Source organism: Plantactinospora veratri, from assembly GCF_036421995.1.
Classification (GTDB): domain Bacteria; phylum Actinomycetota; class Actinomycetes; order Mycobacteriales; family Micromonosporaceae; genus Plantactinospora; species Plantactinospora veratri.
This window is the reverse complement of the sequence record NZ_JAZGQL010000001.1, coordinates 295,613-311,357: the sequence shown is the minus strand read 5'-3', so window position 1 is coordinate 311,357 and position 15,745 is coordinate 295,613. Positions and strand designations below refer to the sequence as shown.

At 72.0% G+C, this 15,745-nt stretch carries 16 protein-coding genes, 1 pseudogene and 1 riboswitch; of the genes and pseudogenes, 5 read left to right on the top strand and 12 right to left on the bottom strand.

What is annotated here, in order from left to right:
• Positions 1 to 53 precede the first annotated feature (53 nt).
• Positions 54 to 761: pseudogene (locus V1634_RS01390) on the bottom strand (TIGR04222 domain-containing membrane protein); the annotation flags it as partial.
• A gap of 75 nt (positions 762 to 836) precedes the next feature.
• Positions 837 to 1,490: a dienelactone hydrolase family protein gene (locus V1634_RS01385; protein WP_331205869.1), complete on the bottom strand. Its 654-nt coding sequence runs from the start codon at positions 1,488 to 1,490 to the stop codon at positions 837 to 839.
• 228 nt (positions 1,491 to 1,718) lie between these two features.
• Here V1634_RS01385 and V1634_RS01380 point away from each other — a divergent pair, with 228 nt between their 5' ends.
• Positions 1,719 to 1,937: a hypothetical protein gene (locus V1634_RS01380; protein WP_331205868.1), complete on the top strand. Its 219-nt coding sequence runs from the start codon at positions 1,719 to 1,721 to the stop codon at positions 1,935 to 1,937.
• Here the strand turns inward: V1634_RS01380 and V1634_RS01375 are convergent.
• On the bottom strand, positions 1,934 to 2,881 hold the full coding sequence (locus V1634_RS01375; RefSeq protein WP_331205867.1) for a helix-turn-helix domain-containing protein: 948 nt from the start codon (positions 2,879 to 2,881) through the stop codon (positions 1,934 to 1,936). The genes V1634_RS01380 and V1634_RS01375 overlap by 4 nt on opposite strands.
• A 101-nt stretch (positions 2,882 to 2,982) precedes the next feature.
• On the opposite strand from V1634_RS01375, the gene V1634_RS01370 reads away from it, so the two are divergent.
• Positions 2,983 to 4,026: a saccharopine dehydrogenase family protein gene (locus V1634_RS01370; protein WP_331206103.1), complete on the top strand. Its 1,044-nt coding sequence runs from the start codon at positions 2,983 to 2,985 to the stop codon at positions 4,024 to 4,026.
• A 16-nt stretch (positions 4,027 to 4,042) separates the two neighbouring features.
• On the opposite strand, the gene V1634_RS01365 is transcribed toward V1634_RS01370, so the two are convergent.
• Positions 4,043 to 4,315, bottom strand: a complete 273-nt coding sequence (locus V1634_RS01365) for a hypothetical protein (RefSeq protein ID WP_407951688.1) — start codon at positions 4,313 to 4,315, stop codon at positions 4,043 to 4,045.
• Positions 4,312 to 4,617 (bottom strand): DivIVA domain-containing protein, encoded by a 306-nt coding sequence (locus V1634_RS01360; protein ID WP_407951687.1) that lies wholly within the window; start codon positions 4,615 to 4,617, stop codon positions 4,312 to 4,314. Before V1634_RS01360 ends, V1634_RS01365 begins: the two co-directional genes overlap by 4 nt.
• A 341-nt stretch (positions 4,618 to 4,958) precedes the next feature.
• Between V1634_RS01360 and V1634_RS01355 the strand changes: the two genes are divergently transcribed.
• Positions 4,959 to 5,183 carry a winged helix-turn-helix domain-containing protein gene (locus V1634_RS01355; RefSeq protein WP_331205866.1) on the top strand — a complete coding sequence of 75 codons (225 nt, stop codon included), beginning with the start codon at positions 4,959 to 4,961 and terminating at the stop codon, positions 5,181 to 5,183.
• 51 nt (positions 5,184 to 5,234) lie between these two features.
• Here the strand turns inward: V1634_RS01355 and V1634_RS01350 are convergent, their stop codons facing one another.
• On the bottom strand, positions 5,235 to 5,711 hold the full coding sequence (locus V1634_RS01350) for an RrF2 family transcriptional regulator (protein ID WP_331205865.1): 477 nt from the start codon (positions 5,709 to 5,711) through the stop codon (positions 5,235 to 5,237).
• Positions 5,712 to 5,821: 110 nt separating this feature from the next.
• Between V1634_RS01350 and V1634_RS01345 the strand changes: the two genes are divergently transcribed.
• Positions 5,822 to 6,286, top strand: coding sequence for a cupin domain-containing protein (locus tag V1634_RS01345; protein ID WP_331205864.1), 465 nt, complete (start codon positions 5,822 to 5,824; stop codon positions 6,284 to 6,286).
• Between the two features lie 177 nt (positions 6,287 to 6,463).
• Positions 6,464 to 6,594, top strand: a riboswitch (cyclic di-AMP (ydaO/yuaA leader).
• A 3-nt stretch (positions 6,595 to 6,597) separates the two neighbouring features.
• Positions 6,598 to 7,626, top strand: a complete 1,029-nt coding sequence (locus tag V1634_RS01340; protein WP_331205863.1) for a coiled-coil domain-containing protein — start codon at positions 6,598 to 6,600, stop codon at positions 7,624 to 7,626.
• Positions 7,627 to 7,688: 62 nt separating this feature from the next.
• Here V1634_RS01340 and V1634_RS01335 read toward each other — a convergent pair whose 3' ends face one another.
• From V1634_RS01335 to V1634_RS01310, 6 genes are all read right to left on the bottom strand, one after another.
• Entirely contained in the window at positions 7,689 to 10,064 is a 2,376-nt protein-coding gene (locus tag V1634_RS01335) for a glycoside hydrolase family 65 protein (RefSeq protein ID WP_331205862.1), read from the bottom strand.
• A 16-nt stretch (positions 10,065 to 10,080) separates the two neighbouring features.
• The gene (locus tag V1634_RS01330) at positions 10,081 to 10,893 is read right to left on the bottom strand and encodes an HAD-IA family hydrolase (protein ID WP_331205861.1); all 813 of its coding nucleotides are present in this window, start codon (positions 10,891 to 10,893) and stop codon (positions 10,081 to 10,083) included.
• Positions 10,894 to 11,003: 110 nt separating this feature from the next.
• The gene (locus V1634_RS01325; protein WP_331205860.1) at positions 11,004 to 12,539 is read right to left on the bottom strand and encodes a multicopper oxidase family protein; all 1,536 of its coding nucleotides are present in this window, start codon (positions 12,537 to 12,539) and stop codon (positions 11,004 to 11,006) included.
• 128 nt (positions 12,540 to 12,667) lie between these two features.
• Positions 12,668 to 13,132 (bottom strand): DUF4442 domain-containing protein, encoded by a 465-nt coding sequence (locus V1634_RS01320; RefSeq protein WP_331205859.1) that lies wholly within the window; start codon positions 13,130 to 13,132, stop codon positions 12,668 to 12,670.
• A 50-nt stretch (positions 13,133 to 13,182) separates the two neighbouring features.
• A complete protein-coding gene (locus V1634_RS01315; RefSeq protein WP_331205858.1) occupies positions 13,183 to 14,271 on the bottom strand; it encodes a hypothetical protein in 1,089 nt (362 codons plus the stop codon).
• A gap of 66 nt (positions 14,272 to 14,337) precedes the next feature.
• Complete coding sequence (locus V1634_RS01310) at positions 14,338 to 15,648, bottom strand: ABC transporter ATP-binding protein (protein ID WP_331205857.1); 1,311 nt, start codon at positions 15,646 to 15,648, stop codon at positions 14,338 to 14,340.
• Between the last annotated feature and the right edge of the window lie 97 nt (positions 15,649 to 15,745).

The window sequence follows — 15,745 nt, the reverse complement described above, 5'->3', positions numbered from 1 at the left end:
GTCCGGGACCCGCTCCCGGGCCGGGCCCGGTGCGTTACGGCTACCGGTCGCCCTCAGGCGTGCCCGGTGGCCCCGCCGGCCGGCATCGAGCCGTCCAGTGTGGGGTGGCCGAGAAACCGGGACCACGTCCCGCCGTCGAGCAGCCCGCTGTCCCGGACGAACTCCCGCACCGCCGGCAGAACCCCGGCGCTGCCGTAGAGCGCCACCGCCAACCCCGGGTCGAGCCCGGCGGGACCGCTGTCCGGGCCGACCGGAAGGGGATGCCGGCGCCGGGCGTCGCGCAGGGTGCGCTCGCCGGAGAGGGTGCGCCGGGGCAGGAACCAGCCGGCCATTCCGACGAATGCCAGCACCACCAGGAGGCCGACGCCGACGCCGAGCAGGTCGGCCGCGACCAGCCGGGCGACCAGCATCGGCAGCACGAGCAGCAGCGTGGCCGGCAGGAGCAGCCGGCGCCAGGCCGGGCGGAGCAGCCCCAGCCCGATCAGGCCCTCCCGCTGCTCCGCCAGGGCCTGCCGGACCCGCCGCCGGCCGGCCACCTCCCGGGGGGACATCGTGCCGTACAGCGCGGCGAACAGGGCCCGTTCCAGCGGCTCCGCGTACGCCGGCAGGCCACCGGTCCGACTGAGCCTGCCGGGCCGGGCGGCCGTCACACCGCCCCGGCCGTGCAGCGTCACCAGCCCGGCCCGGACGGCGCCCCAGGCACCACCGTTGAGGTAGCCGAGGTCCGTCGTACTCAGGTCGCGGGGCACCGCCGTCATCCTTCGAGTATGGAGAACCGGTGCACGTCCGCCCGGTCCGGGTCTCGGCCCGGCGCGTCGATCAGTCGGAGGGGTAGCTCAGCCGGGGAGATGGGCGACGAACCACTCCGCCGCTTCCCGGGCCACCTGGTCCAGCGTGCCGGGCTCGGAGAAGAGGTGGCTGGCACCCGGTACCACCCGCAGTTCCGAGCCGGCGTCGAGTTCGGTCAGCGCCTGGTTGTTGAGCCGCAGCACCTCGTCGTCCAGCCCGCCGACCAGCAGCAGGGTGTCGGCGCGTACCCGTGCCAGGTCGGCGCCGGCCAGGTCTGGGCGGCCGCCCCGGGAGACGACCGCGTACACCTGCTCGGGGCGCTGCGCGGCGGCGGAGAGCGCGGCGGCGGCTCCGGTACTCGCCCCGAAGAGGCCGATCGGGAGCCTCCCGGCCGGTTCGCCGGTCGCCAGCCAGTCGACGATGCTGACGAGTCGGCCGGTGAGCAGGCCGATGTCGAAGCGCAGCGCCCCGGTACGGTCGTCGACCGCCTCCTCGTCCCGGGTCAGCAGGTCGACCAGCACGGTGGCCAGGGCGTACCGGTTGAGCGCCTCGGCCACCATCCGGTTGCGCGGGCTGTGCCGGGAACTGCCGCTGCCGTGCGCGAACAGGATGATCCCGCGCGCGTCGGCGGGCACGACCAGGTCGCCGGTCAGCCGTACGTCTCCGGCCGGAATCGTGGTATCGCTGGTCCGGATGTCCATCCGGCTGCCTCCCATGCCTCTTCCCGGCGCGACTCTCCGGTCCGTGTCGGTCGTACCGGCACTCCGCCTTTCCCGCCACGCCGCCCTTCGTCGGCCTTACCCGGCGGCGCCGGGCTCAACCGCCCGCCGGTGGCCGCTGCGGTGGTGGGGTTTGCCGGTACCCAGCCGGGGAAGGCCGGATCGTCCGACAGGTACCGGAACGGCGTTCGCGCCGACCGGCAGAGGAACGTGAGGGACGTCATGGCCCGCCAGAAACCCGGCAAGGCGAAGTCCGGCTCGGCCCGCGCCGACGAGGCGGGACAGCAGCAGAATCCCGATCGGAGCGAATGGGCGGACGAGGCGGCGAAGGCGAGGTCGCTGGACGACCCGCGCCGGACGCCGCCCCGCGACGCGGTGGGGATGCCGTCCAGCGGTGAGCGGTACTCCGAGGACCCTCGCGACCGTTAGGCCCGGAAGGTACGCCGGTAGGTGTCCGGCGGTACGCCGATGGTGCGCTGGAAGTGGCGGCGCAGTGTCGTGGCCGTGCCCATGCCCGCGGCTGAGGCGACGGTGTCGACGCTGTCGTCCGTGGTCTCCAGCAGTTCCTGCGCGCGGCGGATCCGCTGGGTCAGCAGCCATTGCAGCGGGGTGGTGCCGGTCACCGCGTGGAAGTGCCGGGCCAGGTGGCGTGAACTCATCTTCGCCTGGCGCGCCAGGTCCTCCACGGTGAGCGGCTGGTCCAGCCGCCGCATCACCCAGGGAAGCAGTTCGGCCAGCGGATGGTCGTCCTGGGCAGGCACCGGAGTGGTGACGAACTGGGCCTGGCCACCGGCCCGGTGCGGTGGCACGACCAGGCGGCGGGCGACCACGTTGGCGACCGCCGAGCCGTGGTCGCGGCGGACCAGGTGCAGGCAGAGGTCCATCGCGGCGGCCTTGCCGGCGGAGGTGAGCACGCTGCCGTTGTCGACGTAGAGCACGTCCGGGTCGACCTCGACCCGGGGATGGCGGGCGGCCAGTTGCTCGGTGTGCGCCCAGTGCGTGGTGGCGCGCAGTCCGTCCAGCAGGCCGGCGGCGGCGAGCACGAAGGCGCCGGTGCAGAGCGAGACCACCCGGGCGCCCGACTCGTGTGCCGCCCGCACCGCCTCGACCAGGTCGGCCGGCGGATCCTCGTCGACGTCCGCCAGGGCCGGGACGATCACGGTGTCGGCGTCCGGCAGCCGGTCCAGCCCGCAGTCCGGCTCCAGCAGGAACCGGCCGACCCGGACGGGGTGGGTGCCGCTCACCCGGACGTCGTACCAGGGGCCGGGCAGGGCGTCCGGCGCGGAGCCGAACACCTCGTAGGCCATGGCCAGCTCGAAGTGCAGCATCCCGTCGGTTGCGGCGACCGCCACCGAGCGCGGGAAAGAACTCATGTCGGAAATTGTACGGGTCATGTCGTTCCGGACACTGGCATCGGTGAGCCGACGGGGACAGGATCTCCGTAGTGGATCACTTCGAGCTGGTGGGAGCGGTAATGGGATCGGGTCGGCAGGTGGCGGTCTTCGGCGCGTACGGGCACACCGGGCGGTTCGTGGTCGCCGAGTTGCGCGAGCGGGGGTACGTCCCGCTGCTCCTCGGGCGCGACCGGGACCGGCTGCTGGCACTGGCGCAGACCCGACCGGGACTGGAGGGGCGGCAGGCGTCGGTCGACGACCCGGCCTCGCTCGACCGCGCGCTGGACGGCGCGGCCGCCGTGGTCAACTGCGCCGGACCATTCGCCAGCACCGCCGCCCCGCTGGTCGAGGCGGCGCTGCGCGCCGGTATCCCGTACGTCGACGTCGCGGCCGAGATCGAGGCGAACGTCGACACGTTCGCGCACTTCGCCGAGCGGGCCCGCGCCGCGAACCTCGTGGTGGTCCCGGCGATGGCCTTCTACGGCGGCCTCGGCGATCTGCTGGTCACCACCGCGATGGGTGACTGGACGGCGGCGGACGAGGCGCACATCGCGTACGGCCTGAGCGGTTGGCACCCCACCGCCGGAACGCTCGCCTCGGGCACGGTCTCCGGGCAGCGCCGGGGCGGCCGCCGCGTCCGCTACACCGGCGGACGGCTGGAGTACCACGACGACGCCCTGCCGATCCTGGAGTGGCCCTTCCCTGCTCCGCTCGGCGCCCAGGAGGTCATCGGCGAGTTCTCGATGGCCGACATCGTCACCGTGCCCAGCCACCTGGCCGTACCGGAGGTGCGCACCTACATGACCGCCACGGCGGCGAGGGAGCTGGCCGCGCCGGGCGCCTCGGCACCGACCGCCGTCGACGAGCGCGGCCGCTCCGCGCAGACCTTCGTCGTCGACGTCCTCGTCCGCTCCGGCGGCACGGAACGCCGGGTGGTCGCCGCTGGCCAGGACATCTACGCGATCAGCGCCCCGCTCGCGGTGGAGGCCGTCGACCGCATCCTCACCGGCCGGACCAGGACCACCGGCGTCGCCTCCGCGGGCGCCGTCTTCGACGCCCCGGACTTCCTTCGCGCCCTCTCCGCGCACCTGGAGCTGCACGTTCCGCTCGACGCACGCGGCTGACCGGCGACCGTCGCCGTCATATCGAACGCCGCCGCAACCGCCGCCCGGTACACGGAACGTCGTGGTCGATCCGCAGGCCACAGCGTCGGCCGTCGGGCAGCCGCCGGGGGCAGAACACCCGATGACGTACGTCCTGGTGCTGCTCCTCCGACACGGTGGTCTCCTGTGCGTCGACGCAGAGGAAGGTCAGCGCCCGGGCGGCGGTCCGGGCCAGGACGCGGGCCCGGAGCAGGTCGGTCGTGAGGATCGGCAGGTGGATGACGTACCGGTGCAGTTCGACGGCCATCATCGGGCCAACGGCTGTCGCGCCTGGGCCGACTGCCAGCGCCGGAGCGCGTCCTTGATCCGGGCCGTCTCCTGCCGGCTGCGGGCCAGTTCGGCCTGGAGGCCGCCGATCTCGTCGGCGACCCGGTCGAGGAAGGTGACCACCTCGTCGGGGTCCAGGCCACGCCAGGTGATCCGGAACCGCCGGCTCCGCACCTGCCAGGGCCGCATCGGCGGGTACGACGCGGAGCGGTGTCCGCCGACCACCGAGTACAACCGGGTGGACGCTCTCGGTCTGGTCAGGATGCGCCGGAGCAGATGCCGCACGTCGTAGTCCCTTCTGCTGGGATTTTCCCTGGAAAGAATGGGTCGGCCGTCTCGGGTCCGGCCGACCCATTCCGCCCCGCCACCGCAGCCCGATCGGCGGTACGGCAACGGGGTAGTCCACCGCCCTTTCTCGCGCTGCGGACCGGGAGGAGCGCCGTGGCCCCCCGTCCAGGAGTCCGGGTTTCCTCGTTCGTGGGATGACACCGCCGCCAAGCAGGTCTCCCAGAGGCAAAACTTAGAGGACAATGTACGCACAGTCAACACTAGAAGCACCATGTGCTTGATGCCGGGGATCGCGACGTGATCGAATTGGTGGGCCGCCAAGCAGAGAGCTTTCCACCATGCCGATCGAGCCCATCTACACCCGGATCGTCGCCGACATCAGAGCGAAGATCGCCTCCGGTGAACTCAAGCCCGGCGACAAGCTGCCATCGGTGTCCGAACTGCGCGCCCAGTACAACGCCAGCAACACCGCCGTCCGGAACGCGATGCTGGTGTTGCGGGAGGCCGGGCTGATCGTCGGCCATCAGGGCAAGGGCGTGTACGTACGGGAACCGGGGACGTAACCGCTCGCCCACCGCACGTCGTGGCGCCCGCATAAGTGACCGAAGACCGCGCTAGCGCAGTTCCGCGATCCTGGTCCGGGTGTTGGCCGGGGCCTCGGGGTGCCCGTGCTCGACGTCGGCCCGGACGTCCGCCACGCTCTTGCCGGCCAGCTCCCGTCGCCAGGCCAGCTCGGCGCCACGCATTGCCTGGGCGAACGCGCAGGACTGTCGATAGTCGACGCCGGCATGCTCCCCCGGCCCCTTGCGGAGGATCTCGTCGCACCGGAACAGCTCCTCCGGGCCCTCGATCGCGGCGACGATGTCCAGCAGGGAGACCGCCTCCGGGGCCCGGGCCAGCCGGAAGCCCCCGCGCGGCCCCGAGGTCGAGACCAGGATCCCGGCCCGGACCAGGGCCTGGAGCTGCTTGTTCAGGTAGGCCGGCGGCAGCTCGTAGAACGCCGCGAGCGTACCGGTCGGCACCGGGTCGTCCAGCCAGCTCAGGTTGAGGCACGTGTGGAGGGCCCATTCGACGCCCTGGCTCATCCGCATAGTCCTGGACTCTACATGTCCAGAACTTGTGACGCCGGTCATGATCGCTAGCGCGACCTGATCCTGGACTCGTAATGTCCAGGAATCAGCGGACGACGAAGGAGCCGACAATGACCCTGGTACGCGCAGCCGAAGCCGAGGTTCTGGAGAGCGACCCGACCAGCGTGATCACCCTGCTACTCGACCCCGAGCACACTGGCGGCACCCTGACCAGCAACCGCACCCTGCTCAAGAGCGGCACCGACGGCGCCCCGCCGCACCTGCACACCCGCTCCGGCGAGCTGTTCTTCGTTATCGACGGCGCCCTCGAAATGCTCGTCGGCGACGCGCTGCACACCCTGCACAAGGGAGACACGCTCTTCGTTGCGCCGAACACCCCGCACGCCTTCGCCCCCGCCGCCGGTCAGGACGCCGACTTCCTCGTCGTGATCACCCCCGGCAGGCCGCGGTTCGACTACTACCGGCTCCTCGACCGGGTGCACCGGGGCGAAGCCACCTGGCAGGAGGTCGGCGAGACCCAGGACCGCTACGACAACCACTACGTGGACAGTCCGGTGTGGGCGGCGCGCGGCTGACCACGACATGAGCTGACCTCAGCCGGGACCGGGCCGGGCGGCCGCAGGTAGCCGCCCGGCCCGGAGTCGACGATCGGCACAACTTCCACGCCGGGTCGCTCCGAAATCCACCTGTTCGACCTAGTTGATCAGGTAAGCTGACCCCGGTTTCGCCCGGTGGCGCACCCCTCCGCGCCGGCGTGACCGCCGCCGAATCACCTTCGGGTGAACCGGGGACCCAGGTAGGTGGGGTGAGTCCGCAACCGCGGTAGGGACTTGTTCCGTCCCGAACCCGTCAGCTAACTCGGTAGGCGGGCGACGGAGGGACATGCATGACGGGATCCACACGTCGGCGGTTTCCGCTGGCCCTGGCCCTGCTCGCCACGTTCGGCGCGCTCGCCGGGGCAGCTTTCCGGCCCGGCGTCGCGGAGGCGAACAGCCCCGCCGTCCTCGGCGACGAAGGCGACACCCCGCTCCTGCGGGACGTGCTCGAATCGACCGGCCGAGGCTACCTACAGGCCAGGAACGCGCTGGCCAACGCGAAAGCCCGGCAGGCGAGGATCGTCGCCGAGCTACGCCGGGTCGAGGAACGGATCGCGCAGTTGCGGCCCCGGGTGGAACAGGTGGCCCGGACGGCGTACCAGACCGGTCGGATCGGCCCGGTGCTGGTACTGCTGCACAGCGGCTCGGCCGACGAACTCCTGGAGCGCGCCCGTGGCCTGGAGGCGGTGGCCCTGCGGGACAACGACGTACTGCGCGCACTCAGCCAGGCCCGGGAGCGGGCCGCCCGAGCGAAGCAGGCCCTCGACGCCGAGGTGGTCGAGGAACGCCGCCAACTCGCCATCATGCTGCGGCAGAAGCAGGCCGCCGAGCGGGCGCTGGCCCAGGTCGGCGGCGCCTCCACCGGAGGCTTCGTCAGCGCCAGCTCACCGGTGGCCCGACCCGCGCCGCGCGCCGCCGACGGCTCCTGGCCACCACAGTCGTGCAGCCAGCCCGACCCGACCACCACGGGCTGCGTCACGCCACGCACCCTGCACGCCTACACCGAGGCACGCCGGGCCGGGTTCGGCCGCTTCACCGGCTGCTACCGCTCCGGTGGGCCGTACGAGCACCCGAAGGGGCGGGCCTGCGACTTCTCCGCCGAGGCGGGCGGCTTCCGGGGTGCCGCCACCGGCGCCGACCGGACGTACGGCAACAACCTCGCCGCGTTCTTCGTCCGCAACGCCGACCGGCTCGGGGTGCTGTACGTGATCTGGTACCGGCAGATCTGGTTGCCGACGATCGGCTGGAAGTCGTACGGCGGCGCACACGGCGACCCGTCCAGCGACCACACCAACCACGTACACCTGTCGCTGGTCTGAGCCGAGCCGCCACGCCCCGGTCCACCCCTGGCCTGTCGGAGTGGACCGTCGAGGTGGGACGGTCAGCTGGGTTCGCTCTCCGGGGTGCGGCGGACCGGGGCGCGGCCGGCCGGCTGGGCGGGCTGCGGACCGGTCGGGCGGGCCGGCGGGATCGGCCGGGTCACCGACTCCAGGCAGGTGATCCGGACCTTCTCCCCGTGGTGCAGCAGCTCGAGGGCGTCGTCCGGCTCGCCGTCGCGCAGCTCGTACGTCGCCTCGTGCGGCCGTACGTCGACCCGCAGGTGCACGCCCCGGTAGCGGAGCGAGAACTCCAGCCGGTCGATCCGGCTCGGCAACCGGGGTGCGAAGGAGAGCGTCGCGGTGTGGTCGCGCATCCCGCCGAACCCGGCCACCAGGGCGATCCACGCCCCGGCCAGGGAGGCGACGTGCACGCCGTCCCGGGTGTTCTGGTTGAGGTCGTGCAGGTCCATCAGGGCCGCCTCGCCCAGATAGTCGTGCGCGAGTTCGAGGTGCCCGGTCTCGGCCGCCAGCACCGCCTGGGTGCAGGCCGACAGGGACGAGTCGCGGACCGTACGCCGCTCGTAGTAGGCGAAGTTCGCCGCCTTCTCCTCGTCGCTGAACGCGTCGCCGCGCCAGTGCATCGCCAGCACCAGGTCGGCCTGCTTGATCACCTGTTTGCGGTACAGGTCGAAGTAGGGGTAGTTGAGCAGCAGCGGGTACTGCTCCGGCGGGGTGCCCCCGAAGTCCCACTCCTGGAAGCGGGTGAAGCCCTCCACCTGCGGGTGCACGCCCAGCTCCGGGTCGTACGGTATGTGCATGTCGTGCGCGGCGTCCCGCCAGGCGGCGGTCTCCTCGTCGTCGACGCCCAGCTTCCACGCCTCCTCGCCGTGCCGGGCGGCGGCGTCGGCGGCTGCCAGCAGGTTCCGCTGGGCCATCAGGTTGGTGTAGACGTTGTCGTTCTTCACCGCCGTGTACTCGTCCGGCCCGGTCACCCCGTCGAGGTGGAACCGGCCGTGCCGGTCGTGGTGCCCCAGCGAGCGCCAGAGTCGGGCGGTCTCGACCAGCAGTTCCAGCCCGACCTCGCGTTCGAACTGCTCGTCGTCGGTCGCCTGCACGTACCGGCGTACCGCGTCGGCGATGTCGGCCGCGATGTGGAACCCGGCCGTCCCGGCCGGCCAGTACGCCGAGGTCTCCTGACCCCGGATGGTCCGCCACGGGAAGGCGGCGCCGCGCAGGCCCAGCGTCCGGGCCCGCTCCTGGGCCAGGTGCAGGGTGGAGTGCCGCCAGCGCAGCGCGGAGGCGACCGCCGACGGCAGGGTGTAGGTCAGCACCGGGAGTACGAACGTCTCGGTGTCCCAGAACGCGTGCCCGTCGTAGCCCGGCCCGGTCAGGCCCTTCGCCGCGATCGGCCGCAGCTCGGCCCGGGCGCCGGCCTGTAGCACGTGGAAGAGACCGAACCGGACCGCCTGCTGCACCTCCGGATCGCCCTCCACCCGCACGTCGGAGTCGTCCCAGAAGGTGTCGAGATAGCTGCGCTGCTCGGTGCAGAGCCCGTCCCAGCCGGAGAACTTGGCGCCGGCCAGCGCCGCCGCCACCTGGTCGCGCAGCGCCGGGCGGGACCGGCGGCTCGACCAGCCGTACGCGACGAACTTGACCAGACGGAGCTGCTCACCCGGCTTGATCACCGAGGTGACGGTGGTCCGGGCCCAGTCCTCGTACGCCTCCGTGCCGACCAGCTTGCGTTCCGGCCCGTACACCTCGTGGCTCATCGAGACGGCCACCCGCAGCCCGCTCGCCTTGGTGCGGTGGATCAGCAGCGCGCCGTCGCTGTGCACGAGCTGCTCCTCGGACTGCAACGGCGACTCCAGCACCGCCGCCACCCGGGGATCGCGGCTCTGCGCCGGAAGCTGCTCGTTGGCGACCAGTTCCGACTGGATGATCAACCGCATCGGGCCGTCGACCGGCTCCACCCGGTATTCGATCGCGGCGATGGAGCGCTGGGTGAACGAGACCAGCCGGGTCGAGCAGATCCGCACCGTACGCCCGGCCGGGGAGCGCCACTCGACCGACCGTTGCAGGGTGCCGCCGCGCAGGTCGAGCACCCGCTCGTGGCTGAGCAGTTCGCCGTACCGGACGTCGAAGGGCTCGTCGTCGACGAGCAGCCGGATCGGCTTGCCGTTGGTGACGTTGACGATCGTCTGGCCCGACTCGGGGAAGCCGTAACCCGCCTCCGCGTACGGCAGCGGCCGCAGCTCGTAGAAGGAGTTCAGGTACGTTCCCGGCAGGCCGTGCGGCTCGCCCTCGTCCAGGTTGCCGCGCAGCCCGATGTGCCCGTTGGAGAGCGCGAACACCGACTCGGACTGGGCGAGTACGTCCAGGTCGAGCCGGGTCTCCCGGACGTGCCACGGCTCGACGGGATAGGCCCGTTCCCGGATCATCGGCCCCTCCTCGCAGTCACCGGACCACCTCCGGCCCGGCCTGCGCCGTTCCGGCACCGTCCCGACCGCTCGCCGCCGGGTCGCCGCCCGCTCCGGTGAGTAGTTCGGAGAGGTCGCGCACCACGATGTCGGCGCCGTGTGCGCGTAACGCGTCGGCCTGGCCCACCCGGTCGACCCCGACCACGTAGCCGAAGTTTCCGGCCCGGCCCGCCGCCACCCCGGCCAACGCGTCCTCGAAGACCACGGCCTGGTCGGGGCGGACCCCGAGCAGGTCGGCGCCGGCCAGGAAGGTGTCCGGACGGGGCTTGCCGCGCAGCCCGCGCAGCCGGGCGACGACGCCGTCCACCCGGGCCTCGATCAGCGGTTCGAGGCCGGCCGCCGCGACCACGTCGGCGGCGTTGGCGCTGGCCGAGACGACGGCCCGGCGCAGCCCGGCCGCCCGCGCGGCGTGCAGGTAGTCCACCGATCCCTGGTACGGCAGCACACCGTCGGTGTGGATGCGCTGTAGCAGGAGGACGTTCTTGCGGTTGCCGACCCCGTTGACGGTGTCCAGGGTCGGCGGGTCGTCCGGATCGCCCTCCGGCAGGGTGATGTTCCGGGAGGCGAGGAAGGTACGCACCCCGTCGGCCCGGGCGCGGCCGTCGACGTACCGGTTGTAGTCGTCCCCGGGGTCGTACGGCCGGAACGGTTCACCGGTGGCCTCCGCCCACCGCCGGAGGAAGTCGTCGAAGGTCTCCGCCCAGGCGGCGTTGTGCACCCGGGCGGTCTGGGTCAGTACGCCGTCGAGGTCGAAGAGGCAGGCGGTCACGTGCGCGGGTAGGCCCAACACGCCTAACAACCTAACCGGGAAGCCATCGCGCGGCACGGTTTCGGGTTCGGCCACGCCGATGCGCCCGTCGGGCTCCCCCGGCGATCCTGCCGCCGGGGGAGCCCATCCGGTCAGCGGTGCTGGGCGTGCCCGTGCCCGCCGGGTGGTCGGCCCGGTCGCTGGCCCGGTTCGACCACCACGAACTGTCCCATCATGCCGAGGTCCTCGTGGTCGAGCAGGTGACAGTGGAACATGTACGGCATGTTCGGGTCGGTGTAGTCGGCGAACCGGGCGATGATCCGCACCGAGTCGCCGGCGGTGAGCAGTACGGTGTCCTTCCAGCCGGCCAGTTCCGGCGGCGGTTCCCGGCCGTCCACCGAGAGCACCTGGAACTGCACGTCGTGCACGTGGAAGCTGTGCGGCGTGGCGTCCTGCTTCTCGATCTCCCAGATCTCGGTGGTGTCCCGGGTGACCGCGAAGTCGATCCTGTCCATGTCCATGGGCCGGTTGTTGATCTGGCGTCCGTTCATCCGGAACCGCCGGGTCTGCGCTGCCGAGGCCGGGTCGAGCCGGTCGACCGGTACCAGCCGGTCCGGCACCTCCGGCGACGCCGCGAGGTTGCCGGCGGCCCGCAGTTCGAGTACGTCGAAGGTGTCGTCGCCGCCGGTGAAGCGGCCGCCGAGGAACTCGACGCCCTGGTCCGGCGGGTAGCTGCGCAGCACCACCCGCTCCGCCGGCCGCACCGACACCACGATCTCGGCCCGCTCGCCGGGCGAGAGCTGGATCCGGCCGGTGCGGTGCGGGCGTTCCAGCAGGCCGCCGTCGGTGCCGATCAGGGCGAAGGCGCGGTCGTCGGCGAACCCGAAGTCGTACGTCCGGGCGTTGGAGCCGTTGAGCAGCCGCAGCCGGACCCGTTCGGTGGTGACGTCCAGGTACGGCCCGACGGTCCCGTTGACCAGGAGCGTGTCGCCGAGGATGCCGACGCCGCCGAGGCTGGAGCGGCTCTCGTCGAACCGCCCGTCGGAGCCGAACTTGCGGTCCTGCACGATCAGCGGGACGTCGTCGACGCCGTACCGGTGGGGCAGCGCCAGCGCGGCCGACGGCTCGTCGTCCAGGATGAACATCCCGGCGAGTCCCCGGTACACGTGCTCGGCGGTCTCGCCGTGCGGGTGTGGGTGGTACCAGAGCGTGGCGGCCGGCTGGTCGATCTTCCACTGCGGCGACCAGGTCGCGCCGGGCCGGACCATCTGGTGCGGGCCGCCGTCCATCGCCGCCGGCAGGTGCATGCCGTGCCAGTGCACGCTGGTCGGCCGGCCGATCCCGTTGACGACGTTGACGAGCACCTGCTCGCCCCGCTTGGCCCGCAGTGTCGGGCCGAGGTATTCGCCGTTGAAGCCCCAGGTGGCGGTGCTGCCGCCCTGGCCGAAATCGCGCTGGCCGGGCTGGGCCCGCAGGTCGAAGACCCGGCGCCCCTGGCCGTCGATCCGGGACTCGGCCAGTGGCGGTACGGCCAGCCGGTTGACGAAGTCGACCTCGCCACGGGTGTCGACGACGTTCTGGGTCCAGACCCAGGTGCCCACCGCCGTGCCGACCCCGCAGAACAGCAGGACGACCGAGAAGACTCCGAGCAGTACCCGCAGCCAGAGCCGCGATCCCCCGCCGGCCATTCCGACACCTCCCCATATCTCAGCTGACTACATGTAGCCTGCCTTCATATGAGGTCGTCGTCCACCGCGGGCGGCGGAACTCAGGGACGGTTCAGGGGGACCCGGACCGGCTCTCCGGGGAGCCGTGGTCAGCGCGGCTTGAGCGTCCAGTACACGGTCATCTCGGTGGTCGACACGCCGTCCTCGGTGCCGATCTCCACCGAGACCGGGAACTCCGGCCGGGCGCCGGACTCGAACTCCGCCACCACCTCGGCGGCGGGGCGGCCCAGCCGGGCGGTCGCCCGGACCGCACCCATCGCCAGCCGCCGGTAGCGGATCTCCGCCCGGGTGGCCAGCGGCACCGCGCGCGCGAAGAGCTGCCCGAACGCGGCGAGCACGACCGCGCCGGAGGCGGTCTCGCCGAGCGTGAACAGCGCACCGGCGTGCGGGCCGCCGACGTGGTTGTGCGTCGGCGGCGAGTCGGGCAGCCGGACGACGGCCAGGATCCCGCCGGACCCGTCCGGGGTCACCTCGACCAGCTCGAAGCCGAGGGTCCGGGCGAACGGTACGGCCTCGAGCAGGCCGGCGGCGATCTGCTGTACGTCGGGAGACATGGCCGTACGCTACTCGCTGGTAACTTTTGTCGGCAAGGCCCCCGACGACCTCAGAAGAGCTTGCCCAGGCTGTGCAGGATCTCCGCGTAGAAGTTCCCGTCGATGCTGCGGAAGAGCGCGAACGGCCGCTCCGGGTCGCCGAAGAACGGCCGCAGCGTCCACGCCAACTGGGTGCCGACGAACCCGAAGAGCAGGATCCAGATGTGCAGCAGGGTCATGCTCGCCGGACGGGGGCCGCCGGACGTGGAGTGCGGCGCTGCCGGCCGACCGATCGGGTGCGGATCCGGCACTCGGTAGCCGTACTGCGGCACGAACTGTCCCCCGATCATCTGCCCCGGAACCGCCTGGCCCGGCGGCACCTGCACCGCAGCCGGCTGGGACGGAGCCGTCGGCGCGGCAGCCGGGGCCGCCGCCTCGACCGGGGCTGGCGTGGCGACCGCCGGCTGGGCGGCCGTGGCCGGTGCCGGCTGAGCCGGCCCGTCCCCGTTGGCCGTGCTCGCCGGGGACGGAGTCTCGCCGTTCACGGCGCCGACCGCGACCGGCTGGGGCGCCGTCACCGGCTGGGGCGCCGCCCAGGCGCTGGCCTGCGCGGGAGCGGCAACGGCCGGCTGGCCGGCGGTCCCGGCGGCGGCCGGCGCGAGCAGGCCGTGTGCGTTGAGCACCTGCATGCCACCGGTCAGGAAGCGCAGCCCGACCAGCGCCGACAGGGTCAGGATCGCCACGTTGAGCAACTTGAAGAAGGCGTAGTTCGGCGCGGTGATCAGGAAGAAGAGGCTGATCGGCGCGAACGCCACGGCCAGCATCGAGGTGACCGTGATCGCCACCATCACCATCGAGATGGCCTGCCGTATCGACAGCCGGGCCCCGAAGACCAGGTTGAACAGGTACAGCGTCGGCAGGCAGATGGCCAGCGTGACCAGGAAGAGCAGCGGCAGCTTCACCGCCGAGGTCAGGGCCATCAGTACGCTGTGGAAGGCACCGAGCACGGCGCCGTAACAGGCCAGCGCGATCGCCGAACTGGCCAGCATCTGACCGGTGAGCGCGTTCAGGTCGCGCTCGGCGACGATCTGCTGCCAGATGCTCTGCCGGTCGCGGAGTATCCGCTCGATCACGAGCAGGCCGGGTCGTTCCTGTGACACGAGCGGCTCTCCTAACGGGACCACTATGAATGGGGGAATCGACAGACGCTAAGGGACGTGGGTCGGTCAGCGCCACCCCACGTCGATCCGGTCGCCGCGCTCGTCGAAGAAGTGCACCGCGTCCATGCGTACCGAGACGGCCATCGGGTGGCCCGAGGTGACCGCCGGGTACGGCGCCAACCGTACCGCCAGCTCGGCCGGACGGCGGTGGTGCCGGCCCGGGTCCAGCACGCTGCCGCCCCGGCCGCCCCGCTCCTCCTGGGGATGCTGACCCGACCCGACGGCGCGCCCGGTCAGCCGCTGCATCACCTGGCCGAGCCGCCGCAGCCCCCGGCCACCGCCGGCCGGGCGCTCGTCGGTCACCGGGCCACCCAGGTCGTCGACGACAATCGCGGTCGCCCCGATGTCGAGGAACGCCAGCGACTCGTGCCCGTGGTGCTCCAGGTAGCGGATCCGCCCCTGCAACACGTCGCCCGGCGTGTCCGGTGCCACCGGGGTCAGCGCCTCGGCCCGCATCCCGACCACGATCCGCTCGCCGTGGTAGTGCGCGACCGCCCGGGCCCGGATGTCGTCCCAGGGCAGATAGAGCGCCTGCTCGCCGAGGTTGAGCGCGACGTACCGGTCGAGGTGCACGTAGACGGTGGCCTCCAGCAGGTTCATCCGGGGGCTGCCCAGGAACGCCGCGACGTAGAGGGTGGCCGGGCGGCCGTACACCTGGGTCGGGGTCCCGACGTCCTGGAGGACGCCCTTGCGCATGATCGCCACCCGGTCGGCCATGGTCAGCGCCTCGGCCTGGTCGTGGGTGACGTAGATGGTGCTCACCCCGAGTTCGCGGACCAGCCCGGATATCTCGGCCCGCAGCTCCGCCCGCAGGCCGCTGTCCAGGTTGGAGAGCGGCTCGTCCATCAGGAACAGTCCGGGGCGCCGGACGATCGCCCGGCCCATCGCCACCCGTTGCCGCTGCCCGCCGGAGAGCTGGCTGGGCTTGCGGCCGAGTACGTCGCCGATCCCGAGCGCACTCGCCACGTCGGCGACCCGCTCGCCACGGGCCCCTTCCTCGACGCCGGAGAGCCGGAGCGGGAAGGCAATGTTCGCCCCCACCGACATATGTGGATACAGCGCGAAATCCTGGAAAACCATGGCAATTCCACGATCCCGTGGCGGCAGGTCGTTCGCCAGTTCGCCGTCGAGCATCACGGCGCCGGTCGTCGGGTCCTCCAGACCGGCGACCATCCTGAGTACGGTGGACTTTCCGCAGCCCGAAGGCCCGAGCAACACCATGAACTCGCCGTCGTTGACGTCGAGACTGACGTTGTCGACCGCCACTGTCCCATCCGGGAATACCTTCGTGACGTCTTTGAGCGCGACGGTAGTCACCGTCACCTCCCCGCAGCGTTATGGCCGGCCCCGGGAATGACTGTGACGAGGATCATCACAGAATCCCATCGGGTAAACGTGCCATGTTCACGTTGTG